The organism is Nocardiopsis sp. FIRDI 009 (assembly GCF_003386285.1).
In the GTDB taxonomy this organism is placed as follows: Bacteria; Actinomycetota; Actinomycetes; order Streptosporangiales; family Streptosporangiaceae; genus Nocardiopsis.
Map to the genome: position 1 here is coordinate 1 of NZ_QPNC01000034.1, position 25,402 is coordinate 25,402.

Sequence of the window (25,402 nt, forward strand, 5' to 3'; positions counted from 1 at the left end):
CTGCCACTACCGCAGACAGGCAGCCCAAGAATCATGACAAAACGGATCTACAACTGGAGTACCAGTCGCGGAGGAGGCTTCCCAAGCCTCGGATTAAAAGTCCGCTGTCCTGTCTCCACCGGCGTCCACGTCACCCCACGCCTTCGACTCTCTCAGTCAATGGAGAGCTATAAGGGCCGTGAGAGCGGCATCGACTGCAACCCGAAACGCAACCCTGACACACCGGATCGGATACGTTCCAGGCGCGTCCTCCACCCACCACGCGGTCGAAGACGATCTGTTCGGAGTGCGACGGAGGGTCCGGGCGGCGACGGCACCGCACCGGAAACGACGAAGGCTCCCGCCCTCCCACGTCGTGGGAAGGCGGGAGCCTAGCTTCGTCGTCAGGGCCTGCGCCACACTTCCATCCGGCGTTGCGCCCACGCGGCCAGAGCCATGAGCGCACCCGTACCAGCCGCCGTCGCGACGGTGGTCAGCGACAGACTGTCGGATCCGACCAGCTCCGCGACCGCCGTCGCCGCGCCGACCAGGGCGGTCACGGCCGCGGCCTGGGCCAGGGTGCGCCACCCGCGACTGCGGGCGTCAGCGCGGTCCGCCGAGGGGGTTCCAGGGACCGGGGTAGGGGATTCGTGGACCATCAGCCCTCCACCGTCAGCTCACCCGTCACCCGTACCGTCTCGGGCAGGGTCCCGCCACCGCTGGTCGACGCGCCGCCGTCCGCGAGCATGCGCTTGATGACGGCGGCGTCGACCTGGTCCTTCGCGTGCGCGCTGATCCAGTCGCCGTAGCCCTCCAGGGCCTTCGAGCCGACATAGGCGCGGGTCTGGCGAACGGCTTCGGCGGTGGCGGGGCCGTAGTCGCCGTCGACACCGGACTCGCCGAGGGCCGCGCCGAACCCGGCGCGGGTGACCTTGAGCTGAAGGAGCTTCACCGCTTCGCCCGTGTCACCGAGCTTGAGTCCGAGCATGTCATCGTCTCCATTCGTCATGGGGGTGTCATTACCGGGCTGTTGGGCGAACGTGCCATCCCGCACGAGCGCGTAGGCGTCGTCTCCGGGGCACGAGGTGGCGTTGAAGTCGCGGTGCCCGAACACCGCGCCGGAGATCGAGGCGTCGGGTTCCATGAGCCATGCACGGAGCTCGCGGACGGCCTCGATCTGGACGTCCGTGATCCGGTCCGTGGGACCGGCCGCCAGGGTCACGGAGTAGTGGGTGTCGTTCGCGCCGCGCTGGGCGGCCTGCTCGCGATAGAGGCCGCGGCCTTCGATCACGTAGCCGTGGGCACAGGCCATGAAGCTGTATCCGACATCGGCCCAGCCCCGCTCAGGGCCCGTGTGGAAGTCCCGGGTGACCTGCCAGTAGTCCAGGCACGCCGCGTGGTCCTGATCGGCGAGGTACTGGTCGACGCCGTCGTAGTGAACCACCAACCCCGACTTGGGGTCGGCGTAGGCGGCCGGGCTCGTCTCCGACCAACCGAGATCGATCCGGCTGACGTAGAGGGGTGGTTGGGGCACGTCTGCCTCCAGACATGACGAAGCCCCCGTGAGTCACGGGGGCGGTGGGTGCTTTCGGGTGTGTCAGGTGAGGACCGCGACGGCCACGGCGGTCACGGCGCCGACGACGATGCCGATCCCCGTCACCACGACGGCGGTGACCGCGATCGTGCGGGTAGCACGGATGTCCATGTCCTCCCGGGTGACCGTGACCCGCTCGACGTCGTCCAGGCGGGCGTCCAGCTCCTCCAGACGTCGGGCGTGCTCGTCGGTTCGGGCGGACTGGTGTTCCAGGCGTTGGAGGATGACATCCAGGCGTCCGGACACCTGCGCGAGGCCGACCTCTATCGTCCGGCGCAGGCCCTCCAGCGAGTCGTCGGGCATCAGCCCACCCGCTGTGCCTTGAGGTAGGAGTTGTCGAACAGGGTGGTCTCACTCGCGTCTGAGTTAATCTGCGCCCACAGCAGGGTGAGTGTTCCGGGGCCCTGGAGGATCATGTCCTCCCACGCCTGAGACTGATACCCCTTGGGGTCGCGGTTGCCGTACTCGGCCTCAGTGTTCATGTTGTGCACCGCCAAACGCACGGCTGTCTCGAGGCGGTTCGTGGACAACTCGGTTGCTCCGCCCGCAGCGCGCCTGGACACGATGGTCATGGTCGTGTCCCACGCGACACGCAGTCCGCCGGACCCGGAGGTACCAGAATAGGCGAGGAGCGCGTGAATGTCCCAGACACCCTCGCCGAGGGTGAGTGTCAGGTGGGCGTCGGGGGCGACGGCACTGGTGTTGGCGCGACCCTCGGAGCTGGTTTTGAACACGAAGATCGGGTTGTGCTCATTGAGGCGCTCGGCCGTCACACGCATGCCCGCGAGCCACGGAAAGGGCATGGCGGCGCCTCCTTTCTGATCAGAGTGCGGTGGTCATGGGTTGGGCGAGGCGCACGTCCGCTCCGGCCTGATGCGGCTTGGTGATGCCGTTGATGCCGCGGGCGACCTCCAGGGTCTGCGGTGCTGAGGATCCGTCGCCGACGATGGACGCCACACGCACCACCTCGGCCCCGTCCACGACGACGTCGAAGGGGAAGTCGTCCGGATACTCGGCGCTGGTGATCCACGGCGGGCCGGACCCCGTGTCGACGGAGAGCGCCGTCTCGGTCTCGTCGACGGCGGAGGCGAGCGCCGAACCCGTGGTGTCCGCGCGGTCCGGCGCGGCCGCGGAACCGACCGCGGCGCCGTCGGCGACCTCGCCGACGATCCACGGCTCACCGCTGCTGGCGTTGAACGTCACATCCCACCGGTACAGGTTCAGCCGTTCCTCGTAGCCCTGGATCAGCAGCTCGATCGGTCTCGGAGGCAGCCACGGCGGCGGATTGAGAACTTGGAGGCTGTCCCCGCAGTCCCGGGTGGCTATGGTGCCCGCCAGCTCCGGTGAACCGGCCAGGTTGACGTGCACCACGGGATAACGGGCGTCGTCGTGCGTACCGAGGTGGGCGCGCCATCCGGCCTGGGAGGGCAGCTGCCCTTCATCGTCGACGTTGAGTTCGTCGCTGGCCTTGTACCTGCCGACGCTTCCCACACCCAGGGGTCCGTCGGTGACCGTGAGGCGGTACTCGCCACCGGCGCCGGAGACGGTGATGTCGTTGGCGACGTGGAGGTCGTCCTCGACCGGCTCGAACGGCGCGCTGATGTGGCCCGCGGCGTAGTCCACCGCCACACCGGCCGACTGGGTCACTCCCGCCGACCCAGACACTTCCACGGTGGTATCGGCGAGCACCGTGGTGTCCTTGGACATCCGGGTCTCGTCGGATACCTCCGCCGTCGCGGACGCGGAGAGGGTCACCTCCTTGGTGACCTGTGCGGAGTCGACCGCACCGACGTTCGCGACGGCGGTCACCACGTTGAAGTCCGGGGTGACGGTGGCGTCCCCGGATGCCTCCAGAGTGGTGGCCGCCGAGGTCAGGGGCGTGTCGGCGGGGCCGATCGCGGCGCTGTCGGACACGGCCAGGTGCGACACGTGGGTGGAGGGGGGAAGGGGGTCCCCCTGGATCTCGGCGACAACCAGGTCGAGCGCCGCACCCGTCTCGGGGCCGATCTCACCATCGACCGGAACGAGCCCGAACTCGTTCTGGAACCGCTCGACGGCGGTCACCGTCTCTTGGCCGTAGTCGCCGTCATCTCGGTAGACGGGGAGCTCGTCGGGGTCCCAGACCAGGATCTGCCGCTGGCGGTCCTGGACCGGCGTACCGGGTAAGTCGACGTCCTTGTCGCCCGGCTGGAGGAGCACGCCACGCCGGTAACGGTACGCCGTCACCTCGGCCGTGACGTTCCCCGGCAGGCCCGTACCGGACCATGTCGCGACACGCGCCCCGATCGTAGCGTGCCCCGGGTAGACGCGGACGACGGTGTCGGTTCCGTCCGAGGTGGCCTCGACGCGAAGCCATTGGCCGAACTGGACGGAGACACCGGACAGGGTCGGGACCAAAGGGTTCTGGGCGAGCCCATCCGCCTGCAAGCGCAGACCCACGTCGCCGCCCGAGGTCTCGTGCAGGACCAGGCCGTAGCTCCCGAGCCGAGCGACCCAGCGCACCTCGTCAACGCCGAATCCGGCGGCCTGGAGCGAGGGCGGGTACACGTACCAGCGCATATGCCACGGTGCGGGCGGGAGCGCCACCTCCAATCGCGGTGTGGAGTTGGCGCGGTGGTGGCCTGTGGCGATGTCGATCGTGCCGAGCCCGTGAAGCGTGCGGCTCGCCGAGTAGACCGACCGTTCCGGGGCGACCACCCCAGTGGTCCCCGTCCTGGCCGTGGCCTCCAGCGACGCCGCCGTCGGCGTGGTGCCGTTGGGACCAGAGAGCGAGTTGTCGACGGTGACAGCCACGCCGACCCCCTCAGGGCTGGTTGGTCAGGTTGATCGTGGCCGGGTCGACACGGGCCACACCCGCCGATTCGAAGACTTCGTCCGTCGACGTCTTGAGGGCTCCGAGCCAGGTGGACGAGGCGTCCCACAGCCCGACCCACCGCACCGTGGTCCCGGCGGGCACGTTGAACGCGATCTCCTGCGCGACGGAGACCGAGCCGGAGGACGCCGCCGCCCAGGTGATCGCCTGCCGCGCGTAGGAGCCGCCGGTCACTTCGTCGGAACCGGCGGTCGGTTCCGCGGTCGAGGTGTGCAGGGAGGCCGTCACCGCCTCGCCGACACCCCCTCCGTCGAGCAGCCGGTTGCGAAAGTCCGCCGCGAGGGCCATGTGTGTCTCCTATTCACTCAACTGCGCGCCGCGGTTGTACATGGACCGCAGCGTCCGATAAGCCAAACCGAACTGGTCTCTGGCCTCGTAGAGGATTCCTCCGTCCACGGCCGCCGCCTCGCGGATGAGCGAGACCGCGTCGTCGGGGTACTGGGGGCCGACCGCGACGGTGTCGGCGACGTCTCCGACCACGGTCATCGGAAGTCCTTCCTCGTCGGCCAACCGCAGGATCCGTTCGGCGGCCGGTTCCCCGGCGTGGCCTCGCAGGGCAGCGGTAGCGGCTGCGGCGTCGGGGGCGTTTGGTCCCCACACCGCGACGTGGCCGAGGCGGATATGGCTGGATACACCGTCGTCCCATACCCCCCACTCGTAGCCCCAGCGGGACAACATGCCGGGCTGCCCCACTTCGGTCCCGGTAAGCACGTCGACACCGTCCACGATGACCGCATACCTCGTGTCGGAGCCATCGGAGGCGACCGCGAGTCGCACGTGGTGCGCGTCGCCATCGGACATCCACGGCTCGCCGGACACAGTGCCCAACAGCCTGATGGAGGAGGCGTCCTCGGTTTCGTACATAAGAGACAGTCTCAACTCTCGGGGGCTTACGGTCGGATCCTCTCCCAGAAACCACGTCTCGGTATCGCCGTTAAGCTTGCGGGTCGTGATGTTCGTGACGTCATGTCCACCACGACCAGCGCGTATCTGGTCCACCGTCCACGTGGTTGAGCGTCCTGGCACCGCTCCTGTGACGATGCCCCGCTGTCCTGCGGTCGCCACCATGCGGTCCATCCACTCATTCGGAGGGTCGGACTCCCATCCGGGTGTCATGGGGTGGGAAGTGAGCGTGGCGTCGTCCCTGCGCACCCATCGCATCTGGGAACCGCCCGGCACCGCCGAAGCACCCCGCGACCCAGCTGCCTCCGCGTCGTCCAGAACCCAATACGCGACCGGGTCGTACCGCTCGTACAGTCGGCGCAGGGCCGTCTGCAACGGGGCACCCTGCTGTTCGATCCGCCGCAGGATTCCAGCGGCCTCGATGGGCACCCACACGTCCGTGTCCGAGACGTCCCACCGAGGCGGCCAGCTCGCGACCTCTCCGTGGAACCGCCACACGAGGCCGCCCGGGGTGTTCACCCCGACGCGGATGGGAGTGTTGCGTCCGATCCGCCGGTAGTAGGGCGACCGGGGGTTCCTCGGCGAGTACTTGCCCTGCCGGTTGTTGAGGACGAGACTGCACTTCCCGGGGTCGACCTCATCGCCTTCGTCGGGTCGACCGCGCACGATCGCGATGTCCTCACGGGTGTAGACGTCCCGAGTGATGTCCACCCACGTCCCGTCGATCCGCAGCTCTACGACCAGCGACAGCGGCAGCAGCGCCACGGCTCACCTCCCTCGCATGTCGAGGCCGCCCTGGCGGACCATGCGGCGGATCATCCGCTTCATGTCCTCGTCGGCCCCGGTCACGTCGATCACCACACCGGACTGCTGGCCTCCGGAGTGACGCATGGTCGTGTCGATGTTGGACGGAATCTCGCGGGTGACTCCTCGCAGAGTGGACCGCAGCCCGGGCAGTCCGCCCTCCACACCGCGTTCGAGGCCGGACATCAGCGCCGCGCCCGACGGCTCCAGCAGCTTCATGTCCACCCGCATCGGGCCCTTCCAGTCCGGGATCATGCCGGTCACCGAGCTGAACTTGTCCCGGAGGGAGCCGATCATCCGGGACACGCCGTCGATGAGGCCCTGGATGATGTTGCGGCCCGCGCGGAGCAGGATGTTCTTGGCGTTGGAGAAGACCGATTTGATCTTTCCGGGGATGCCGCGGACGGTCGAGATCACCCGGGAGATCGTGGCGCGCACACGGTTGTGCAGTCCGACGACCGCGGCGATGGCCATGGACTTCGCGGTGTTGAAGCCGTTGGTGATGAACGCCTTGACCTTGGCGACCCCGCCGGAGATGAAGCCGACGAGACCGTTCCACAGGGCGCTGATCTTGTCCTTGATCCACTGCCAGGCGGCGGCGGAGAACGCCTTGATCTGGTCCCAGTGGGAGATGATGATGCCCACCGGGTGGTAGGTCATGAACAGGCCCACGATCCAGTTCCACGCCGCGGAGATCGCGTTCTTGATCCACTCCCAGGCCGCGGTCAGACCGGCGAGGATCGAATTCCACACCCCGGTCAGCCACTCCATCACCGCGTTCCAGACGCTGATCGTGACCTGCTTGATCCACTCCCAGGCCGCAGTGATCGCGGCGACGATCTGGTCCCAGTAGATGATGATCAGCGCGACCAGGCCGATCACGGCGGCGATGATCCAGCCGATGGGCCCCATACCCATGATCCAGCCCGCGAGCATCCGGGCACCCATGATCAGGGCCTGCACACCGAGCTTGCCCATGGTCATGAGCAGCTTGCCGAGGCCCTTGGCCGCCGATGCGGCGAGCGATCCGAACTTGCGCGCGAGTTTGCCCAGCGCGGTCTCGGGGTTCTTGATGTTCTGACCGAGCTTGAGCAGGCCGCCGCTGAGGGTCTTGATACCCCCGATCAAGACGGCCACCTTGCCCATGACCGGGCCGAGCACGATCGACCAGGCGAGCATCTGCGTCACGGTCGACTGCACGGGCCCGGGAAGGCTGGTGAAGGCCGCGGCGATCGTGCCGATCACCGCTCCGACCCCGGGCAGGATCGCGAGCAGGTCCGTCGCGATCTGGTTGAGCGTCGCGAAGATCTCGCCGAGCTGCTCCTGCCCCTCGGCGGAGTTCACCCATGTGGCGAACCGTGCGGTCAGGTCCTCGATCGTGGTCAGCAGGTCGGACCCCGGCCCCGAGGCGGCGCCGAAGACCCCCGCGAGGATGGAGCCGATGTTGCCCGCGATCGAGCCGAGCTGGGCGAGGACGTCGCCCGCCCGCTGCACGATGTCGGAGAGCTTGGCGGCGCCGCTCTCGGAGGTCAGGAACGCCGCCGCGCTCTCCAGAGCTCCAGCGGCCCACTCGTTGAACCGTTCGATCAGCGGCAGCCCCGCCACGGCCAACTGGGCCAGTACCGTCATCAGCGGTGAGACGACACCGGAGAACGACGAGGTCGCTTTGGCGGTGCCATCGAAGATGTCGGCCAGTTGCCCCTGGAAGAGAGGAGTGTTCATCGTCCGCAACGCCTCAGCGCCCAGGCTATTGAGTGCTGAGGCGACGGCGGTCATGCCCGTTTCGAGCGTGGGCATGGCGCCGGTGGCCAGGGCCGAGAGCTCCTCGCCCAGTCCGGCGAACAGCTTCTGCTGCACCGCCGTCTGGATCGGGGCGAACTGCTCCCGGATCCCGGCGAAGGATCGGACGAACGACTGGGCGCTGGGGGCCAGGCCGGACAGGGCCTCCTCCAGCTCCTGAGCGGTGCCGCCGGTGGCGGACATCGCCTCGCTCACCCCAGACAGCCCCGTGGCGAGGGTGGCCATACCGGCGCCGGCGACCAGGGCCGCGGCGGGCAGGGCCAGCACCGCCCCGGACGCGGGACCGGCGGCGGCGCCCAACGAGGTGATCGCGGAGGTGGCGGTGGTGATCGCCGACATCTTCCCGATGTCGCCGAGCCGGTCGAATTTCTTGGTGAGGCCGTCCAGGCCGCGCACGGCCTTGCCGACGCCCTTGTCGAACTTCTTGCTGTCCAATCCCAGCTTGACGAGCAGGGATGCGACGGTCGCCACGCGGGATCACCTCCCGCCCGGCTCGGTTAGTCGGTCTCGGTGCCGCCCATCGCGGCGTTCGCCTGCCGGATCGCCGACCACATCTGTTCGTCCGATTGGTAGTCGTCCCAGGTCGGCAGCAGCTTCTCCGGGTCGACGGGCTTGGCGCCCTTCTTACGGTTGACGTTGTAGACGGCCGCCGCGACGATGGCGGCCTGGATGTCGCCGCGGCGCGCGCCGAGCGGACCGGCGCGGCGCTCGTAGACCGCCCACTCGGTCAACTCGCGTGAGCTCGTCCGGTCGAGCAGCTCGGCGACGGGCATGCCGAGGTGGCCGGCCAAACGGAAGTAGAACTCCCGTTCTGGCCGGCGCCTCATTCCCCCAGCAGCTCGTCCACGTCGTCGTCGGTCAGCCCGGACAGGCGCTGGCACGCCTCGAACACCCGGTTCAGGACGGCGGCGTTCTTCTGCCCCAGGGCGGCGACGTCCGAGGTGCTGAACACGGTGTTGCCCTCGGCGTCGACGATGCACTTGGCGACGAACTTGGCGCGCACGTTGTCGAGCTTGAGCCGCTTGGTGTTCCCGGCGATCTCGGCCTCGAACCGGTCGCGCTCGGTGCCGGTCAGGGCGCGGATGCGCACGGTGCCGCCCCACTCGGGGACGTCGACGGTGGCGTAGGCGAGGTCGTCGGCGCCGAGGATCGCGTCGCGGCCGAGGAACTCCGTCTTCTGGCTGGTGGTCATCTGTGCGTCGTCCTTATCGATCGGCTACGGGGCGGGGGTGATGGTGGGCTCGCCGGACACCTGCCAGGTCAGGGTCGCGGCCATCTGCCCGTCGATGGGCATCTCGCGCTCGAACCCGGTCAGCAGCGCCGCGAAGGCCCAGACCTCGCCGGCCGGCGACTCCATCTCGTAGTTGACGGGGTCGGGGTTCTTGAAGTCGCCGTAGATGACGTCGTGCTTGTCCGGGTCGTAGTGGACTTCGACGGACACCTCGCCGCCGTCGATCAGACCGCCGATGAACTCGCGGAAGTTCGACGGGGAGTCGTGCGCCGTGACGTCGTAGGTCTCGCGCTCGCTGTTGGGGCCGGAGAACGTGCCGACGTTGCCGATGGGGGTGAACAGCTCTCCGGTGCCGCCGGGGTCGCCGTCGCCCCGTCGGAGCTCGGTGCCGAAACCGTCGCGTCCTGCCATGTCATCTCTCCTTGTTCAGCCACACCCGGTACCGGACCGGGCAGTGTCGGATGGTGGGGTCGGGGTCGCGCAGCATCCGGTGGTGCTCGCGGAAGATCGCGACCAGTTCGAAGCCGTCAACGGTGAGCGGCTGCCGGTCGAGCAGCCGGTCCAGGTGGGCGAGGATGCGGCCGATCTCGCCGTAGCCGCGGTACTTCGACCAGATGTGCAGCACGAACGCGACGGTCAGGCCCTGGTTGTCGTGGCTGTCGTCGGGCTCCTCGATGACCTCGCCGACCAGAACGTGCGGGTAGGTCGCCGCCTCGGGGACCTCGTCGTGGACGCCGGTGATCGCGGTCAGCTCCGCGTCACCGGCGAGCCGCTGGTAGATGGCCTGCTGCAAGGGCCACGCCGCGGACGCCATCAGCCGACCCGCTTCGCGACGCCGTCCGCGACCCAGCCGCGGAGCTTGCGGTTCGCCTGCCGGACGTTGGGATACATGAACGGCTGCGCGGACATCTTCGACGTGCCGTACTCGACGTACTGGCCGTAGTACTCGTCGTCGGACCAGATACCGACCCGCGCGTCGGTCGTCGCCCCGGAGCCCTCGACGCGTATCTCCAGCGCGCGGGCGAGGTCGCCGGAGTCGACCGGGACATCCGCCGCCGCGCCCTGGTACACGTCCTCGGCCCACGTCCGGGCGGTCGATTCCCGCACGTCGTGGATATCGGCGGTCAGCCGGGCGAGCGCGCGCCGCGCCGTCCGTCCGCCGATGACCTTGGCGCTGAAACCCATCAGACGCCCCCTTCCTCGGCCTGGCGGGATGAGCAGTCCGCCCGCAGGTAGGTGCCGCGCACGGACGGAGTGAAGACGGCGACGACCTCCAGAACCAGGTCCGGCCGCCGTAGCTGGTCCCCGCGGCGGACGTCCGCCCCCGGGCTCAGGTAGGCCACGTGCGTCATGTTGGCGCCCTCCTGCTCCCCGACCTCGCGCTGGGAGGACGACGGTTGGGAGAGGCGGACGCGTTGGTCGCCGAGCGATGTCCACGTCTCGACCTGGCCGCCCCCGCCGTCGTCGGCGAGCGCCACCCGCCAGACCTCGACGCTGGTGTTCAGCAGGCGACCGGTACCGCCCCTCATCGGGACCTCACCAGACCGACGCCCCCGCCGAACCGCTTGGCCAGGCGTCGCGTGAGCCGGTCGGAGAGCTCCAGCTCGGTGATCCGGCCGTCACCGCCGTAGGTCACGGAATAGTCGCCGATCCGCTCCTGGCGGATGTCCGTGGCCGCCAGACCGGTGCCGTCGGTCTCCGCCCGCCAGGCGAGCAGGGTCGCCGCGGCGATGCGGCACACCAGCATCACGATGTCGGAGGGGACCTCGGGCAAGCCGTGCGTGTAGGTGACCTGGACCTGGCGGGGAGTGCCGTCGGACGACCATCCGCCCGCCCGCCACAAGGTGCCGGAGGTCAGGCGGTAGTCGGTGACCGGCGCGCCGTCCACGGTCACGCTGGACACGGACGTGACGGGCGGTCCGGGCAGGTGGAGGCGCTGGGTGGCCTCGGCCTCCGCGGTGATGGTGGAGGTGGTCTGGCCGATGGGCGCTCCCGCGGCGTCGCGCACCGCGGCGGAGGCCGCAGCCAGGTAGGCCTCCAGAAGAGGGATTTCCTCGGTGGGCACGACCAGGCCCAGGTTCTGGGCGTCGGTGACGGTGGCCAGGGGTGCTAGCGCCACGGGCGACCCCCTTTCCTTTCGTTGACGAGAGTGAGGGGGCCGACCTGGGGCGCGCTCAGCCGCGTCCCGCGTGAGCCCAGGAGGAACGAGTTGTGTGATCGGCTATCGGGTGGTGCTCAGGCGAGCGCCGACGTAGCCGGGGTGAGGGTGAGGGTGGACGCGGGCTCGCACGTCGCGCGTGGATGTGCCTGCCGCGGTGGGACGTGGTCAGCACGTCGCATGCGTGTATGGGAACACCCCGCTGCACCGGTTGAGTCCTACTCAAGGACTCGACCCTCGGCTTCCTCACGAAGTTTCTCGCGAAGCCATTCTGGAATGTGCTCGTCATCCCGAGGGAAATACTTCAGATCGTTGGTGAATCCCTGAGCCGTGGGAAAGACAATCTGGGGATCCTGGTCATAGTTGTAGTCAACCGTGAACCCCCCTTGGGAGTTGATGGTGCAACGAAGGGAGAACCAGGTTCCTTTGCCCTCTTGGTACATTCCAGCACGAAGCTCACCTAAGAGCAAGGCAATCTCATCCGGAGCCCATTTGTCTTCAGTTTCACCACTGGCAAATTCAACAAGCAGAGATTCAGTTGCGTGATCAATGACAGACTCGAGAGAATAAACCATCCGACTCCAACCCACAGGAGCCTCGGCAACGATTCTTCCAACCACTTCTTCCAGAATCGCTTGCTGATCGGACTGCTTCAGATGCCCTCGTTTGAAAAACGGACTTACCAACACGGTTTCCTTTATTCAAAAGGCGGAAGGTTATTGTAGTGCAATACTTTCTTGATTCTTTTTCCGTTAAGATACCATTTAACCTTTACCGCAACAGGAGGCGAAGGAATCATTTCTCCTGTATTTGGATCCCGAAGTTCGGGGAGGTTCGGGTCATAGATATTCTTTATTTCAATGTCGATCTGCGGGTTTTTTGGATTGCGCGCGAGGGCGCGATTCCACGACCCATCATTAAATTTTGAGTTATTGAAAAGATGCCATTTGGCTCCATGTTTCAGGATTCCCCGCCAGGCGCGTTCCACATTATAGAAGGCTCCTTCGATCCCCCCTAGGGTCCTAGGATCCTTGTCCAGGAGAGCCGTAGCGGTACGATTCTGGTTGACATCGTATCTCATTGGGACCATATTCAGCGGGTCGCCGATCCCATAATACTGGGATCCGATGAGATGTCCACCATCGTACTGGATGTCCTGGTACTGCGGCACCTCACCTGGCTCCGGCTTACGATGTTCTGTCTTGATGAAGTCGTCCCTGATTTTTTTATTCAGGAGCTGGAAATATCTTTTCCCCCGCGCGCCGACTTCCCTCTGCCTGGAATCGTTTCTCTCGTTAGTTTTATGAGTGATTCGCCCCTCAGCGGAGATGGTTCGACCTTGCCCGTCCGTCCGGTACGTATAATGGTCGACCACGTAAGTCATTTCTCGCCTGGGATTAAGAAACTCAGGGTGCCTGGAGTTCCATCCCTTAGATTCGGCGCGAACCTCGATGATCTTGCCATCGCCGCCGGTGATGTAATCAGTCCAGCGCCCGTCAGTCTCAGTCAGCCTGTAACGGGTGTTGGGCTCCAGGGTGACATCATTGCCGAACCTTTTGCCCTCTTCCGGCAGTAGTGCCCTGTCCTTGGGATTTTCGCTGTCGCGCCTGATATTGACTTCGACAAGATCAGGCTTGACCCCTGTAACGGACTGCCCCGACGCAGATGAAGTCGGATTACTCGACCCGCTTTCGAGGGTTGGTGTCTCTTGGCTCTCCGCAAGGGTCAGATATTCGGAGTCGGTCAAGCTCTGGATAACTGCCTCACGGTCCCCGTTCGACTCGGCGATGATCTGCTCGGGCATTGCCCGCCCACTGCGTGATGAGCGGACACGATCACCGTCGACGATGTCCTCAGTTCGCGGCTCCGAGTTCTCACCGTTTGTCGTGGTCTCCGCAGCGTCCGGGCGCCTTCCGGCGACACTCATGCGTCGACGCGTGCTGATGACCTGTCCGATGTCGGCGCCCTGGCGGATGGCCTCGGCTCGGGCCGCGCCGAACCGGCGCGCCTGCTCGTCGGGGCTCATCCGCTCGAAGAGCTCCCGCGGCGACTGCGGGGGCGGGTCGTCAGCCGTCAGAGGCATCACCGCGCAGTCGCACTGCGGGTGCCGGGCGAACCCTTCGGCCCAGGAGAGAACCTGGCCCGCCAGCGCGATGCAATCGGCACAGGCCGGCAGTTTGACGACCCGGGTGTAACCGACCACCCCTGGGTGGGCGGTGATGCCCACGAGGTCGGCGGCGCGCCCGGCGTCGGCGACCTGGGTGTGGACGATGCGTTCCAGTGACACGGCGGCCGCGGCCATCGCCCTCTCCGCCGATGCACCGTTGGCGATGAGGCCGAGCGCGGTGATCGCGGGCCGTGCGAGCAGGGTCGAGAGGTCGCGCCCGTCGGATGCCACCCCGACCAGAGCTCTCGGGTTCACTCGTGCGGACGGTTCACTGGGAAGCACTCGATCCAAGTAGGACTCCGTGCGGCCCGCTGTAGCGAACTGCGCCGCCGTGACGACGTCGATAGCCTCGTCGACGAAGGTCCGCAAGGACTCGCGGATGTTGTCGGGGTCGATCGTGTCGCGCCAGGAATCCACGACGCTACGTGCGGCGTTTGCGGCGACCCGAGCCTGCTCGGCCTGGTGTTCGAGAGCGAGGTCCAAAGACACGGCCACACCTCGCTCTCCGCGGGGTCCGTTCAGCCGTGGGGTCTAGGAGCGGCCCATCTCCGCGGCGATCGCGCCGATCGGATCGGCCGCCGCCTCTCGCTCCTTCATGGCGAGCAGGTCAGCGATCTCGGTGGGGGTGAGCCCGTACCGGGCCGCGATCCACTCGAAGGGGAACCCGACCTGCTGGAGTTTCAGCAGCGCGTCGGCCAACTGGGCTTGGGAGCGTGACTCGGCGTCCGCCCACAGCACGCTGCCCGCGGCGATCGCGCGCGCCTTGGCCTGGTCTCCCTGGGCTAGCGCGATCAGGGCGAACATCTCGCGCAAGCTCTGGCCGAACCACAGCTGTTTCTCCTCGACCCGCTTGACCAACCCGGTCTCCGCAGCGATCAAGGCGTCGCCGGAGAGGTTCGCCATCCGCCCGATCAGGTAGTGCTGGGGGGTCCTGGTCTGAGCCGCGATGTGCCCGACCGCCACCTCGATCACGTCGGTGTAGGCGGCCAGGTTCGCGGCCGACCATTCGGCGATCTTGGCTTGCTCTCCGGTGATCCAGAGAACGCGGTCGACGGCGAACTTCTCCATCGGGACCGGCTTCTCTCCGACGACCTGGCCGTTCTCGTCGAGGACCGGAGTGGTCGGCATATCGGCGCCCAGAATCACCCGCTGCGGGAACGCCGCGTAGTCCGCGGCGGTGAACAACTGACTCCAGAGCAGGTTGATCGCGTCCTGCATGGCGACCGTGCCGGCGACGTCCGACATCGGCTCGTCGGCGAGCGTCGGCCGGTTGGCGAGTTCGACGACCGGGACTCTCCCCAGCGGGTTGGGCTGCGGGTTCGGTTCGTCCCCGGTATCGCGCGGCCGCCACGTCATCCCCCCGCCGGGGCCCGTGGGGTGGAACGAGCGGGCGTGCCGAAGCAGCGGTCTCTGGAACTTCCAGACCTCATCGGGCAGATAGAGAGTCGCGAACTCGGTGTGACCGTCCTGCCAGCGTTTGAGCGCCGCGCGGCGCCGTCGTCGACTGCCAGGCTTGTAGGCGACGACGCACTCCCGCGCGTCCTCGAACGTGACCTCCGGTGTGCTGTCGTCGTCGGGGTTGCCCCAGACCAGGACGAACGACCGTGCCGTCGTTCCGGCTCCGAGGAACCCCAGCTGCGAGTCGGCGTCGAGACCGTTGACCTGCCACACCCGCCACAGCTCACGATCCGCTCCGTCGGACCCCGCGGGTTTGACGCCGGTGACGGTGAGCCGTTCGACGGGGGAATCGGCGACCACCTGCGTCCAGTTGTCCGCGAATCCCCGATAACGCTGGGCGAAGTAGTCACGGAACTCGGATGAGGCGAATCGTAGCGGCTGTTCACCGCGGTAGTAGCCGTTCAACCTCTCGGCTTCACCTGTTCGGGCGTTCAGCTCGTTCTCTAGCAGGGTGACGAGCACCTGAGCCTGTTCAAGCGTGGCCATGCCACCCCTCTCGCCTCATTACGCGGTATAGACGTAGTTCTTCTTACGGGTCGCCAGACCTGCGGAAATCACGTCGCAGGCGGCCTCGTGAGCGAGGATCGACGATATGGCAGCGTCGATCTTCTGTGCCGACGAAGCTTTTCTCAGCACGTATCGGTCACCGGGTCTCGCAGCCATCTTTGAGTTGGCCACATGTGCTGCGGTGATGGGACAGGCATCGTGCGACCACGTCGTTTCGCTTTTCGTGACATCGGTCTTTAGCCGCTCGGCTGCAGCGTGCATTTGAACGATGCGGCGTGTGTGCCAGCGAATGACGCGACGTTCACCGTAGGCGTCGACCCACTCGTCGACTTCGGTCTCCCAATACGGCGGGTCGGTGTACAGGCGCACGACGTCGTATCGGTGCATCAATTCGTCGATAGCCGCTCGAACCTCAAGACGGGGAACCTGTCCGCCGTAATCGGCGGGATTCCAGATGGCTGGCCGCTGTTCGGGACCGTAGGCGGGGGTGAACTGGAAGCCGTCGAGTGTCTCGGCACGCACGGCCGTCCAGTCGTCCAGGTCCGATCCGTCGAAGCCCAGAACGATCCTGCTGCCGTCGGAGACCTCGCGTTCTTCCTCGCGTTCAGCCCATGATTCGGCGTTCAGCCAAGAGGCGGTGCCCGACGTGATCCGGTTGCCGAAGAACCTTTCGGCCTGGGCCTCGTCGCGCTCGGCCAGTTCGACGGCCTCGCCGTCGATGACGTCCAGGTCGACCCACCACGAATCCCCGTAGACGTGCCGGTAGATCCGGCGTCGCTCCGCCTTGTTGCTGAACCGCAGCGAGGCCGGAGCCTGGACGAAGTCACGGAAGACGTCGGCCGCAGACGACTCGTAGGTGCGCTGGGCGACGCTGTTCTCGGAAGGGTCCCAAGCGTTCGTCGTCGTCAACTTGCGCGGTGGCCACCCATGACCAGCGGGTCCCGTAGGGCATCATCCGGCCAGTTCAGGACGGCTACGGGACACGCTCGGGAGTGCCACGGCAACCGCGCGCGTGCCTCGAAAGGTGGGAGTAACCATGTTCTCCGACACGCGCGGACGCAGCGTCGCCAGCACCCGCGGGACACCCTGGGCATAGAAGAGCCCCGCTCTCGCATGCGAGAGCGGGGGCGTTCCTCGTGTCGCGTCTAGCCGCTGATGCCCCGAGAGATTTGGTCTACGCGGGAGGCACTCACACCGAGCTCTTCCCCGATCGCGCGCATGGTCATTCCCTGCTCTCGCAGAGCAACGACGGCGGGGCGCCGCACCTCTTTGAGCGCGCGCTCAGTGTCGGCGAATGTGGTCAGAACGTCTCCGACCAAGCGCGCACGGGTGAGCGGGTCGGACACCGTGGCCAGTTCGTCGGGTAGCTGGCGCACTCTGGCAAGTATGTCGTTGATTTCCATACCAGCGACTTTAGCATCGAAGAAAAAAGTTGTCCAGAACCCTTGCGTCTAGTTTAAAGGGTCCTGTACTATATAGGTACAACAGAACAGAGGGGGTGATAACCCAACCAACCGCCGAACTAATCGACGGACGAAGGGAAACACCCAATGGACACCCGCGAGTGGCTGTTGCTGGTTTCGATCATCGGAGTGACCGAAACGTTCATCGCGATCGTCTTCCAGATCATGACCTACTGGAAGACATTCCACCAGAAGCGCCCCCCGGAGAGCGACTACCAGGGTAAGCACCGAAAGTAAGGGGCAGGGACCGGGGTAAACGAACTACCCCGGCCCCACCCACCCTCGCAGAGTCGCCCGAAAAATCCCGAGAAAGATTTAAAGAACCCTTGCGCGCAGGTCGATGATGCACTAAGCTGAAGATACAACAGAACAGAGGGGGTGATAACCCAACCAACCGCCGAACTAATCGACGGACGAAGGGAAACACCCAATGGAACTCCTGGAGTGGATGCTCCTCGTTTCGATCATCGGAGTGATCGGAGCAGCAGTCGGAAACGTCTTCCAGATCATGACCTACTGGAAGACATTCCACCAGAAGCGCCCCCCGGAGAGCGACTACCAGGGTAAGCACCGAAAGTAAGGGGCAGGGACCGGGGTAAACGAACTACCCCGGTCCCATCTCCTAGGCTTGCACACCAACATGACAGACGCAAGGGAGAGTCAAGATGGAAACCAGGGATCTTGTACAGGTGATCATCTCGCTGATCACGCTCGCGGCCTTGATCGGAGCCACCATCCTTGGCGGGATGACATGGTTGGTCACCCTACTCTGGGTGCTGTGGGTGATCGGCGTGGTCGTGTCCATAGCGGTCGCGCGCGCCCGCCGTCGCCTCGAATGAGACGAAGCCCTAGCCGCACGTGCCGTGTCCGTCGCTACGCGTAGGGCGTGCCGAGCATCGCTTCGCTCTAGCATGTCGGACACTCACAACGTGGGGAGCATCCGACCCACGGCGCGCCCGCGCGTGGCCACCACCGTGTCCATGAGGCACGCCAGGAACACGCGCACCAGTCGCAGAAACATGTGTCACCGGATTGGTTGCCCTAGGTAGCAACACGAACCGTGATCACATCATGGTTGCGGAGAGCGCCGAACTGCTGACTCGACTACTATCCGCTATCAGCACACGACAGGGTGGTCGCTGTACGTTACCACCGTTCAAAGTCAGTCGCATGCAATGCATGACATGACCACTACGCAGCGTTGGATTTCGCTCTGGACCGTGTCGCGTGCGGGCGCGAGGCGTGGGCAGGGAAACGCCACGGTGCAGCGTGACGCGCTCTCAGAGACGCTGAGAGACCCTTACGCGCCCCCGGGACCCTAGTTGCCACGGCCAACGCCTCAGCGGCCGTCTGGGGCGCTTTGGACGTGGCCCTACGGAACGGCCCCCCATGCCCGAACCATGACATAGGCGACACGGAACGTAGGCAACAAGCGGATAATGAAAAGAGGGCTACCGAGCGCGATGCCCGGTAGCCCTCGGCTATCAATCACCAAGAGTGATCAGTTACTCAGAGTAACTAACATCCTTTGAACCTGTCCGGTATTTTTTGGGGCTCCCCGGCGTTCCCCAAGGCCCCCCGGGTAGGGGGTCACCCCCCGGGTCGGCCGCGCGGTCACCGAGAGTCAACCGAGTCCGGCGACGGCTCGGAGTTACGGAGTGACACCGAGGATGCGCACCACCGCCGCAGGATTGGGCAGAACCAGATCCGCGCGCAGCGTGGCGCGCACCGCGGTGCGGTCGCTGGTGAATCCGGCGGACTGGTCGACCTGGATGTCCGCCTCCTGACGGCTCACCGCCACGACCTGAGGGGCGTCGTAGACGTAGACGCTGGTCGCGTCCGTGGCCGTGCCCTGGGTCTCCGAGGTGGAGATCTGCGAGGTCAGGAACACCGGGACCCCGTAGATCGCGCGTCGCACGCCCTGGGCGCCGGATCCGGCCGACTCCTGGAGCAGGGGCTTGTTGTTGCCGGTGTCGGATTCCTTGACTTTGATCAGCTCGCGCCACGTGCGCGGGTGCATCACGATCGCGGACCCCTCGGCGTTGGCCTCGCTGAGCATGCCCAGCGCGTCGGCGATCGGGTCCAGGTTGGCCAGAGGGGCGCCGTCGGTGCCCATGGACACCGTCTGAATGCCGGTCTGGTTCCGCAGACCTCGAATCTCGGGCGCGGTACCGCTGCCTTCGAAGAACCCGTGGTCGAGCTTGAGCGCGATGGCGCGCGCGAGGTTCTCCATCAGCGTTCGCTGTGCCGAGGGGTTGGAGTCGGAGACGAGCTCGTTGGAGGCGAACGTGAGCGCGGCCAGCTTGCGCGGGATCGCGGTCACGATGTCGGCGTCGGGGTCGGAGACGGTGATCTCGTCGCCCTCGGGTGTCCAGTTGGCGGCCGCGTCGGAGAGGATCCGCGGGATCTCCAGTCGGGCGCCCTGGGTCGTCTCGCGTCGGAAACCGGACTGCAGGCCGACCGACTCCGCGGCGAGGCGGTCGAAGAAGTAGTCGGCGGCCTCGGAGGGGGCGAAGCTGCCGCCGGCCGTGCCGCTGGTGGTGAGCCACGTCATGGGTGTACTCCCGTAGGTCGTTGGGGTATCGGCGAGCGTTGGTCACGGACCAGCGTCGGGCGCCCACGGGGCGGAAGGGGTGGCGGAGTCGGCCGCGGGCTCGAGCATCCACCACTGGGATAACTATACCGCTCTAGTCCCGTTTGAACAGGTCCGCGAGGTCGGGCGTGCGCGTGGTTGTTCCCCGACGGGCGCCGCCGTCCGCCGTGCCGTGGAAGCGTTGGCGTCGCAGGTAGGGCCGCTCGTCGAGGATGGTGTTCACCCGCTCGTTGACCTTGTCGGGTGAGACGCGCCCGTCGTCGTCGAGGAGCTCGGACACATCGGTACCGAATACCCAGAGGTCGGCGCCATTGTGCAGTCCGTTGCCGCCTTGCGCGTGGCGCTCCGCCTCGGCGCGCTGCAGTGTTTCGAGGCGACCGGCCAGGGCATCGCGTTCCGCCTCGGTGGCGCGCAGCTGGGTTCGGTAGCGCGCGGCTTCCCGGTGCGGCTTGCTGTCGCCTGTCTGGCCGTGGTCCGTGTCGTCGGTGTCGCGTGGCGCGGGGTCGGTGTCGGTATTGGTGTCGGACGCGGACGTGTCCGGGGCGGTTTCCTCGGGGGGTGTGGTCATCGTTGGTGTCCTTTCCTGGTGCTGGGTTTCTCGCCCTGTGCCGTCCCATTCGTCCCACCGTCATTTGTGCTGTTCAGCGTGGGACGGTTGGTTTTCTGGGACGGGTCGATCCGTCCCACGCGCGCAAGCGTCCCGGTGTTGGCCTGGGATGACGAGGTTGGGACGGCTGGGACGGTCGGGTGGCTACTCGGCCTGGTGGTCGTCGACGGCGCTGGGTTCCGCGGAGGTGTCACGCGCGGGGATGTAGCCGCGGAAGGTCATGCGCAGTCGTTCGCGTTGCCGTGCGGACAGTGGGGGCGCGGTGTCAACGAGCGCGCGGATCCTGGCGGCGTATTCGGGGCCGTAGGCCTCGAGGTCTCTGCTCTGGGCCATGTGGCCGCTCCTTCACAGTCTCGGGACGCACGACGGCCACGGACCGGGGTGGTCCGTGGCCGTGGTGTGTGCGTGCGGGGTGCTAGCTCTCGCCGTTCCATTCGATGGTGATGCGCAAGGACGGATCGTGGCGCGCGCCCTTGACGTTGGGCAGCAGGGTCACGTTCATGAGCGCGCGGACGATTTCCCGCTGTCGGCCCAACGGGAGCGCGGGCCAGACGTCAGCGATCTTCGGGGTGATCGGGTTACGCGCGGTCGGGGCGGTGCGCGGCGCGGACGCGCGTTTCTCGGCCGCTTCGATCTCCGGTAGTAGCCGCGCCTCGATTCGGGCGAGTGCGGCCGCGCTGACCGCGCCTTTGGCGACCGAGTCGTAGACCTCCTCCAGTCGGGTCCGCTTCTCCTCCGCTTCGGCGAGGGCGGCGCGCGCGTCCTCTTCCTGTCGCTCGTCGACGAGCAGGTCCGCGACGTCCGGTCGCGACAGACGCGCGAAAAGGGCGGTCTTGACGTAGTCGTCCATCCTGTCGCGCATAATGACGGTGCATTTGCCGTGGTTGGCGGAGACACCTCGGCACGCGTACTTCACGGCGCGTTCCGTCTTGTCCGCGGCCTCGGTCCGACGGATGGCCATCGTTCCGCCGCACACTCCGCACCGCGCGATACCGGTAAGCAGGTTGCGCGCGTGCGGGTCGGGGCTGAACTGACGGCCGGGGTCGCGCAACCGCTGGACGCACACGTAGTAGGTCGTCTCGTTGAGGACGGCCGGCCAGGCCGCGTCCCCGATGATCCGTCCCCGGTGTACGCGTTTGGCGATGTAGGCGGGGTTGAGCAGCATCTGACGCATGGTCATGGTGGTCCACTGGCTACCGGTGCCCGTCCGCAGTCCGCGCAGATTGAAATCCTTGGTGATCGCGAACAGCGATTCTCCCGCGGCGAACCGTTCGGCCGCCTCGCGCACGACGGGAGCTTGTTTCTCGTGCGGAACTTGGCGAACGAAGGAACCGGTCTCGCTGTCGTACTCGCGCCGGTAACCGAAGAGCAGTCGTCCGTGTGGTTGACCCTTGAGCGCGTGCGCGCGCTTGTCTCGGATGATCCGGTCACGCGTGACGCTCGATTCCCGTTCGTCCAGGAGCGCGTCTAGGCCAGTCGTAAACCGGTCATCGGTTCGTGTGAGGTCATACAAGCGACCCTTGTATGACCACTGGATCCCGTTTTCCTCGGCCACTTTCCGGAGCGTGACGTATGCGCCCAGGTCCCGTTGTGCGCGCGAGGATTCCCACGTGACCAGGACGTCCGACTCACCCGCGCGAAGAAACGAGATCAGTTGCTCGTATTCCGGCCGTTCCTTGGTGGCGTAGCGGGACGCGGAACGGTCGTTGTCGGTGAACACCTTGACGATCGTCCACCCGCGCCGTTCGCATTCGGCGGTGCACTCGTCCACCTGTTGGGAGACGGAGCGCAGTTGCTGGCGCGGGTCGCTCGACACGCGCGCGTAGATCACGGCTCGGAGCGCGCGCCCGGGCGCGGCCACACCGTCAAACGTCGCGGTCGCGGTGACGTCGTGCGGGTACACGTCAATCATCGCGCACCTCCCGACGTGTGAGCACCGGTCACGGGTGACGCGTCGGCAACGCGCGCGGACGGTTCTGCCTCGGGCGCCGGTGACGCGTCACAGGGACGCGGACAGACCGCAGCCTCGGGCATGCTCCACTTCCCTTCCATTCCGCTTACGGGCAGGGACCGGGGCAGGCTCCCGCGTAGCGCGCCGAGATCGCACGGGCCCGTTTCCACCGTCAGGAGAAGAGCGCATAACTGCTTGGTCTCCACCGCACGGCCACCCATTCCCGCGAGTCCTCTGCGCTGAGTCTCAGCGACCTTGACCATTCGGTTATCCGCCGTCCAGATACCCGTTTCGTCCTGGGCGACGAACGTGACCCGCTGACCGAGGCGCGATTGCGCGTTACTCGTCACGGTGACGATTTCGCCCCCGTTGGGAAGGCGTGTGAATTCCTCACCGACTTTCGGGATCATCTCCGCCAGCGGACCGAGCTTGATCATGGGCCGGAGGGCGTCGTAGATGTTTCCGGTCTGGTCTTCGGAAAAGGCCGTCACCTGGATCAGCGGCGTCGGCCAGGGAATGCCCATGGCCTCCCCGGGTTCGTATTCGTAGTCCCACCCGCAACCGCACCCCTGTTCGGCGCAGCGGTACGCCTCGCCGCCCCGCGCGTACCCCGCGAACACCACTGGGCCGACCGCTTCCGCGAGGATCTGGGCCGCTGTGAGCGGCCCCTTACCCCATTTCTGCGGACGCACGAGCTGGGACCGGCGGTAGAAGAAGGCGCTCGCGGGAGAGTTCAGCGACCGACTGACGTCCGCGTCTCGGCGGACGCGGTAGTGGTTGGCGAAGAACCACAGCATCTCGTCCGTCAGCTCGAACGGCTCGCCCCGGTGGAACCCGTCGGGGATCACGCAGTGCGCCTCGACCCAGTCGATCGCGACGAACAGGGTCGGCCAGGCGACGACCTTCCCGTCAGTCGCCTTCGCCATCGGCGACGACCTTCAAACGGGACCGCGCGGACGGGCGCCGTCGGCCTGAGTGCTCGGGTTTCCTCGACGCTTCCACGACGACCTCCCCGGGTTCGATCCGCCACCGGTTTCGCAGCATGCCCTGCACCGACAAGCCGAGGCTGTCGAGGTACTGCCGAACGACCTTCTGCAACTCGACGGAGGCGCCCGGCAGCTCCGCCTCGGCGAGCTTTCGCACGAACATGGCGACCTCGTAGCGCTGGTCCAACCGTTCCCACATGACCGCTTGCGGCCGGGTCCACAGGTCGCGCCACAGATCCCACTCACGTGGTCGCGGGTTGACCAGCGGCCACTCGGGAGCCGCACCGGTGCGCCCTTCGGCCGGGAGCGTCGTCCATGTCCCTTGATCCGAGGGGCGGTAGCGACGCAAGGCGTTCGGGTCGGGCGGAGGGCCGGACACTGGACGGGCGCCGCCTCGGGGCATAGCCGATCACCCCCTCTAGCGTCGATTGCCTCCGCGGATGTGAACAGCGTGCCCGGAAGGGCGTCACTCCCGGCGGTGCCACCCTCCAGGCTCCTCACGGGCGGTGATACGCGCGTGGCAGCGTTGCGTGAGTGCTTGAAGGTTGTCGGGGTCATGGCCGCGGGGCCCGAGCGGCCCCAGCCCGTCCACGTGGTGGACGTGCTCCGCCACCGGGCGCAACAGCGTCGGCAGCGCGGCGTGTTCATCGCATTCGCAATAGGGGTGGTCATCCAGGTACGCGGCACGTGTGCGCTCCCAGCGACGGTTGTACCCCTTGGCCCTAGCACTGGGACGTTTTCGGGCATTGGCCCTGGAGCACGTTCGGCATCGGCCTTTCCTGGATAACTCTGGGCATCCGGGAGTCGGACATACCTGGAGGGCTCTACGCGGAGGCACGGGTACCACCTGGTGTTTCAGAGCGTTTTGACACACGCGAAAGGCCCAGGAGCAAATGCTCACCGGGCCTCTTCAGCTTGTCTCAGATAGCTTTCACCATCTTGCTCCGCATTCTGCCATCATTGTCAAGTCCGCGCAAGTCGAACACGAACGCGACGAGCACGTCGCCGCGCGACCTCCAAATCCGTCAGCGTACTGACGTGGTCGGAATCCTCCGCGCACCGCACCTGCCCGTCGATGGGCAGGCCCGGCGCCAAAAGCACGGTCAGCCGTCCTCCGCACGCCTTCGGAGTTTGCCCGTCGAGGATGATGACACGGCAGGGTTCGGGGATGGGGATACGGCGTACCGGCCTGTCCACGGCACGCACGGCCTGTCGAACAGCCGCGTTGACCTCATCGATCAACTCAGCCGCGTAACCGCGCGCCCGGGCCCAGCGGATGACGGGAGCGAGCCACCTCGCCATATCGGCGAGGTCGTCCTCGGGGAGTCGGGACGTGGCCGATTCCTCGTGGAGCACCCGCACCCACGTCGACAGCGTGCCGTGCAGGACTGAAGCCGCCTCAGAGGCGCGCAGATCAATCGGAAGCGGAGCCGCGGCGGCTCTCGTCCGTTTGCCTCCGCTCGTGCCCCCCAAGGCGGTGCGGCGGGCGACGGCGTCCTCCAGAGCTTCAGCGAGCCAGTCGTGAACGCTCCGCAATCCCTCGACGGTCTCATCGGCGCATCGGACGCACACGGGCGCGTCGTCGCCCGACGGTCGGGCGCACAAGTCGCACGGATAGTGGTCGGCCATCTCTTTGTCCCCCGGTTCATTCGTGATGTGAAGTGCCTGTGGCGTCCGACGGCTTCACCTAGGTGGGCGCCGCGACGGCGCGCTCCTTCCGTTCTTGGATAATTCGCCGCCCGATAGCGGCGAGCCCGTCAAACGTCTCGGTCGGAGTGAAGGTCTCGGACACAGGTGTGAGCGTCTCCTCTCAGAACGGCGGAATATCACCGCTGGAACACGCGCCCGATCCGGCGCTTCGGATATCCGTCGGCGGCGGGATCGCTGTCACCGGAACCGGTCCGGGGCACCGATGAGCGGCCACCACCGGGTGGCGTCGATGCCTGACCAGTTCGGGAATGCGTTCGACGAGGAATCTGCCGTTGACGGGATGGCCGACGAGGTTGTAGGTCATTCTCCCTTCCAAGCGGGCGCGGAGTTCGGAGGGTCCGTCGAGCGTGATCGGATCCGCCCGGACCGGGATTCCCGCCACGGCGGCGTCGAGGGCGACGATGACGGCCGACTCGCAGGAGGCGCAGACATCGAGGCATGCGCGGACGCGCGGTGTTCTCATCGGTTCCCCTGGGGTCTGGAAGTGAGGGCAGCGACAGCACCGCAGAACTCGTCGCTGGCCGGAACGTGCGTCTGTGCGTGCGCGCGTGGAACCGGAACCGCGCATGTGGTGTCACTGCTGTCACTTCTCCTGCTCTGACCTGGAGTCTCATCGTGA

29 protein-coding genes are annotated in these 25,402 nt (G+C 66.6%); 1 reads left to right on the top strand and 28 read right to left on the bottom strand.

The window, feature by feature from the left end; all coding sequences use genetic code 11:
• Positions 1-383: 383 nt before the first annotated feature.
• The 20 genes from DVR05_RS23905 to DVR05_RS24000 all read right to left on the bottom strand — a co-directional run bounded on the left by DVR05_RS23905 (position 384) and on the right by DVR05_RS24000 (position 16,876).
• Entirely contained in the window at positions 384-638 is a 255-nt protein-coding gene (locus DVR05_RS23905) for a hypothetical protein (RefSeq protein ID WP_116248162.1), read from the bottom strand.
• Positions 638-1,513 carry a peptidoglycan-binding domain-containing protein gene (locus DVR05_RS23910; protein ID WP_116248163.1) on the bottom strand — a complete coding sequence of 292 codons (876 nt, stop codon included), beginning with the start codon at positions 1,511-1,513 and terminating at the stop codon, positions 638-640. Before DVR05_RS23910 ends, DVR05_RS23905 begins: the two co-directional genes overlap by 1 nt.
• Before the next feature lie 63 nt (positions 1,514-1,576).
• Positions 1,577-1,876, bottom strand: coding sequence for a hypothetical protein (locus tag DVR05_RS23915; protein WP_116248164.1), 300 nt, complete (start codon positions 1,874-1,876; stop codon positions 1,577-1,579).
• Positions 1,876-2,376 (bottom strand): hypothetical protein, encoded by a 501-nt coding sequence (locus DVR05_RS26785; RefSeq protein WP_157982525.1) that lies wholly within the window; start codon positions 2,374-2,376, stop codon positions 1,876-1,878. Before DVR05_RS26785 ends, DVR05_RS23915 begins: the two co-directional genes overlap by 1 nt.
• Before the next feature lie 19 nt (positions 2,377-2,395).
• Positions 2,396-4,366 carry a peptidoglycan-binding domain-containing protein gene (locus DVR05_RS23925; protein ID WP_157982526.1) on the bottom strand — a complete coding sequence of 657 codons (1,971 nt, stop codon included), beginning with the start codon at positions 4,364-4,366 and terminating at the stop codon, positions 2,396-2,398.
• Between the two features lie 10 nt (positions 4,367-4,376).
• Positions 4,377-4,733, bottom strand: coding sequence for a hypothetical protein (locus DVR05_RS23930; protein ID WP_116248167.1), 357 nt, complete (start codon positions 4,731-4,733; stop codon positions 4,377-4,379).
• Between the two features lie 9 nt (positions 4,734-4,742).
• Positions 4,743-6,113, bottom strand: coding sequence for a hypothetical protein (locus DVR05_RS23935; RefSeq protein WP_116248168.1), 1,371 nt, complete (start codon positions 6,111-6,113; stop codon positions 4,743-4,745).
• Positions 6,114-6,116: 3 nt separating this feature from the next.
• Complete coding sequence (locus tag DVR05_RS23940; RefSeq protein WP_116248169.1) at positions 6,117-8,423, bottom strand: hypothetical protein; 2,307 nt, start codon at positions 8,421-8,423, stop codon at positions 6,117-6,119.
• Positions 8,424-8,449: 26 nt separating this feature from the next.
• The gene (locus DVR05_RS23945; RefSeq protein WP_116248170.1) at positions 8,450-8,779 is read right to left on the bottom strand and encodes a DUF4035 domain-containing protein; all 330 of its coding nucleotides are present in this window, start codon (positions 8,777-8,779) and stop codon (positions 8,450-8,452) included.
• Positions 8,776-9,144, bottom strand: coding sequence for a hypothetical protein (locus tag DVR05_RS23950; protein WP_116248171.1), 369 nt, complete (start codon positions 9,142-9,144; stop codon positions 8,776-8,778). Before DVR05_RS23950 ends, DVR05_RS23945 begins: the two co-directional genes overlap by 4 nt.
• Positions 9,145-9,168: 24 nt before the next feature.
• Positions 9,169-9,594 carry a phage tail tube protein gene (locus DVR05_RS23955; protein WP_116248172.1) on the bottom strand — a complete coding sequence of 142 codons (426 nt, stop codon included), beginning with the start codon at positions 9,592-9,594 and terminating at the stop codon, positions 9,169-9,171.
• Position 9,595: 1 nt separating this feature from the next.
• Positions 9,596-9,997 (bottom strand): DUF3168 domain-containing protein, encoded by a 402-nt coding sequence (locus DVR05_RS23960; protein WP_116248173.1) that lies wholly within the window; start codon positions 9,995-9,997, stop codon positions 9,596-9,598.
• On the bottom strand, positions 9,997-10,368 hold the full coding sequence (locus tag DVR05_RS23965; protein ID WP_116248174.1) for an HK97 gp10 family phage protein: 372 nt from the start codon (positions 10,366-10,368) through the stop codon (positions 9,997-9,999). Before DVR05_RS23965 ends, DVR05_RS23960 begins: the two co-directional genes overlap by 1 nt.
• On the bottom strand, positions 10,368-10,712 hold the full coding sequence (locus DVR05_RS23970) for a head-tail adaptor protein (RefSeq protein WP_198659327.1): 345 nt from the start codon (positions 10,710-10,712) through the stop codon (positions 10,368-10,370). The genes DVR05_RS23965 and DVR05_RS23970 overlap by 1 nt, the downstream gene beginning before the upstream one ends.
• Complete coding sequence (locus DVR05_RS23975) at positions 10,709-11,302, bottom strand: hypothetical protein (RefSeq protein ID WP_116248175.1); 594 nt, start codon at positions 11,300-11,302, stop codon at positions 10,709-10,711. The genes DVR05_RS23970 and DVR05_RS23975 overlap by 4 nt, the downstream gene beginning before the upstream one ends.
• Before the next feature lie 257 nt (positions 11,303-11,559).
• Positions 11,560-12,030, bottom strand: coding sequence for a hypothetical protein (locus DVR05_RS23980; protein WP_232832288.1), 471 nt, complete (start codon positions 12,028-12,030; stop codon positions 11,560-11,562).
• Positions 12,031-12,038: 8 nt separating this feature from the next.
• Positions 12,039-13,997, bottom strand: coding sequence for a DNA/RNA non-specific endonuclease (locus tag DVR05_RS23985; RefSeq protein ID WP_157982527.1), 1,959 nt, complete (start codon positions 13,995-13,997; stop codon positions 12,039-12,041).
• A 42-nt stretch (positions 13,998-14,039) separates the two neighbouring features.
• Positions 14,040-15,452, bottom strand: a complete 1,413-nt coding sequence (locus DVR05_RS23990; protein ID WP_116248177.1) for a phage portal protein — start codon at positions 15,450-15,452, stop codon at positions 14,040-14,042.
• 18 nt (positions 15,453-15,470) lie between these two features.
• A complete protein-coding gene (locus DVR05_RS23995; RefSeq protein WP_198659328.1) occupies positions 15,471-16,382 on the bottom strand; it encodes a hypothetical protein in 912 nt (303 codons plus the stop codon).
• 236 nt (positions 16,383-16,618) lie between these two features.
• Positions 16,619-16,876 carry a helix-turn-helix domain-containing protein gene (locus DVR05_RS24000; RefSeq protein WP_157982528.1) on the bottom strand — a complete coding sequence of 86 codons (258 nt, stop codon included), beginning with the start codon at positions 16,874-16,876 and terminating at the stop codon, positions 16,619-16,621.
• A gap of 725 nt (positions 16,877-17,601) precedes the next feature.
• On the opposite strand from DVR05_RS24000, the gene DVR05_RS27180 reads away from it, so the two are divergent.
• Positions 17,602-17,775 (top strand): hypothetical protein, encoded by a 174-nt coding sequence (locus tag DVR05_RS27180; RefSeq protein ID WP_198659329.1) that lies wholly within the window; start codon positions 17,602-17,604, stop codon positions 17,773-17,775.
• 812 nt (positions 17,776-18,587) lie between these two features.
• Here the strand turns inward: DVR05_RS27180 and DVR05_RS24005 are convergent.
• The 8 genes from DVR05_RS24005 to DVR05_RS24040 form a co-directional block, all read right to left on the bottom strand.
• Complete coding sequence (locus tag DVR05_RS24005; protein WP_116248179.1) at positions 18,588-19,490, bottom strand: phage major capsid protein; 903 nt, start codon at positions 19,488-19,490, stop codon at positions 18,588-18,590.
• A 133-nt stretch (positions 19,491-19,623) separates the two neighbouring features.
• On the bottom strand, positions 19,624-20,097 hold the full coding sequence (locus tag DVR05_RS24010) for a hypothetical protein (RefSeq protein WP_116248180.1): 474 nt from the start codon (positions 20,095-20,097) through the stop codon (positions 19,624-19,626).
• Between the two features lie 183 nt (positions 20,098-20,280).
• A complete protein-coding gene (locus DVR05_RS24015) occupies positions 20,281-20,469 on the bottom strand; it encodes a hypothetical protein (protein ID WP_116248181.1) in 189 nt (62 codons plus the stop codon).
• 82 nt (positions 20,470-20,551) lie between these two features.
• Positions 20,552-22,048 (bottom strand): recombinase family protein, encoded by a 1,497-nt coding sequence (locus DVR05_RS24020; protein WP_116248182.1) that lies wholly within the window; start codon positions 22,046-22,048, stop codon positions 20,552-20,554.
• Positions 22,045-23,013, bottom strand: coding sequence for a hypothetical protein (locus tag DVR05_RS24025; protein WP_116248183.1), 969 nt, complete (start codon positions 23,011-23,013; stop codon positions 22,045-22,047). The genes DVR05_RS24020 and DVR05_RS24025 overlap by 4 nt, the downstream gene beginning before the upstream one ends.
• Entirely contained in the window at positions 22,997-23,260 is a 264-nt protein-coding gene (locus tag DVR05_RS24030; RefSeq protein ID WP_232832289.1) for a hypothetical protein, read from the bottom strand. The genes DVR05_RS24025 and DVR05_RS24030 overlap by 17 nt, the downstream gene beginning before the upstream one ends.
• Positions 23,261-24,036: 776 nt before the next feature.
• Positions 24,037-24,702, bottom strand: coding sequence for a hypothetical protein (locus DVR05_RS24035; RefSeq protein ID WP_116248184.1), 666 nt, complete (start codon positions 24,700-24,702; stop codon positions 24,037-24,039).
• Between the two features lie 181 nt (positions 24,703-24,883).
• On the bottom strand, positions 24,884-25,246 hold the full coding sequence (locus DVR05_RS24040; RefSeq protein ID WP_116248185.1) for a hypothetical protein: 363 nt from the start codon (positions 25,244-25,246) through the stop codon (positions 24,884-24,886).
• Positions 25,247-25,402 lie beyond the last annotated feature (156 nt).

Coding starts and splice junctions, on each gene's coding strand:
- DVR05_RS23905 (WP_116248162.1), bottom strand. CDS start 638: ATGGTCCACGAATCCCCTACCCCGGTCCCTGGAACCCCCTCGGCGGAC.
- DVR05_RS23915 (WP_116248164.1), bottom strand. CDS start 1,876: ATGCCCGACGACTCGCTGGAGGGCCTGCGCCGGACGATAGAGGTCGGC.
- DVR05_RS26785 (WP_157982525.1), bottom strand. CDS start 2,376: ATGCCCTTTCCGTGGCTCGCGGGCATGCGTGTGACGGCCGAGCGCCTC.
- DVR05_RS23930 (WP_116248167.1), bottom strand. CDS start 4,733: ATGGCCCTCGCGGCGGACTTTCGCAACCGGCTGCTCGACGGAGGGGGT.
- DVR05_RS23945 (WP_116248170.1), bottom strand. CDS start 8,779: ATGAGGCGCCGGCCAGAACGGGAGTTCTACTTCCGTTTGGCCGGCCAC.
- DVR05_RS23950 (WP_116248171.1), bottom strand. CDS start 9,144: ATGACCACCAGCCAGAAGACGGAGTTCCTCGGCCGCGACGCGATCCTC.
- DVR05_RS23955 (WP_116248172.1), bottom strand. CDS start 9,594: ATGGCAGGACGCGACGGTTTCGGCACCGAGCTCCGACGGGGCGACGGC.
- DVR05_RS23960 (WP_116248173.1), bottom strand. CDS start 9,997: ATGGCGTCCGCGGCGTGGCCCTTGCAGCAGGCCATCTACCAGCGGCTC.
- DVR05_RS23965 (WP_116248174.1), bottom strand. CDS start 10,368: ATGGGTTTCAGCGCCAAGGTCATCGGCGGACGGACGGCGCGGCGCGCG.
- DVR05_RS23970 (WP_198659327.1), bottom strand. CDS start 10,712: ATGAGGGGCGGTACCGGTCGCCTGCTGAACACCAGCGTCGAGGTCTGG.
- DVR05_RS23990 (WP_116248177.1), bottom strand. CDS start 15,452: ATGGCCACGCTTGAACAGGCTCAGGTGCTCGTCACCCTGCTAGAGAAC.
- DVR05_RS24000 (WP_157982528.1), bottom strand. CDS start 16,876: ATGGAAATCAACGACATACTTGCCAGAGTGCGCCAGCTACCCGACGAA.
- DVR05_RS27180 (WP_198659329.1), top strand. CDS start 17,602: ATGGAAACCAGGGATCTTGTACAGGTGATCATCTCGCTGATCACGCTC.
- DVR05_RS24005 (WP_116248179.1), bottom strand. CDS start 19,490: ATGACGTGGCTCACCACCAGCGGCACGGCCGGCGGCAGCTTCGCCCCC.
- DVR05_RS24010 (WP_116248180.1), bottom strand. CDS start 20,097: ATGACCACACCCCCCGAGGAAACCGCCCCGGACACGTCCGCGTCCGAC.
- DVR05_RS24015 (WP_116248181.1), bottom strand. CDS start 20,469: ATGGCCCAGAGCAGAGACCTCGAGGCCTACGGCCCCGAATACGCCGCC.
- DVR05_RS24020 (WP_116248182.1), bottom strand. CDS start 22,048: ATGATTGACGTGTACCCGCACGACGTCACCGCGACCGCGACGTTTGAC.
- DVR05_RS24025 (WP_116248183.1), bottom strand. CDS start 23,013: ATGGCGAAGGCGACTGACGGGAAGGTCGTCGCCTGGCCGACCCTGTTC.
- DVR05_RS24035 (WP_116248184.1), bottom strand. CDS start 24,702: ATGGCCGACCACTATCCGTGCGACTTGTGCGCCCGACCGTCGGGCGAC.
- DVR05_RS24040 (WP_116248185.1), bottom strand. CDS start 25,246: ATGAGAACACCGCGCGTCCGCGCATGCCTCGATGTCTGCGCCTCCTGC.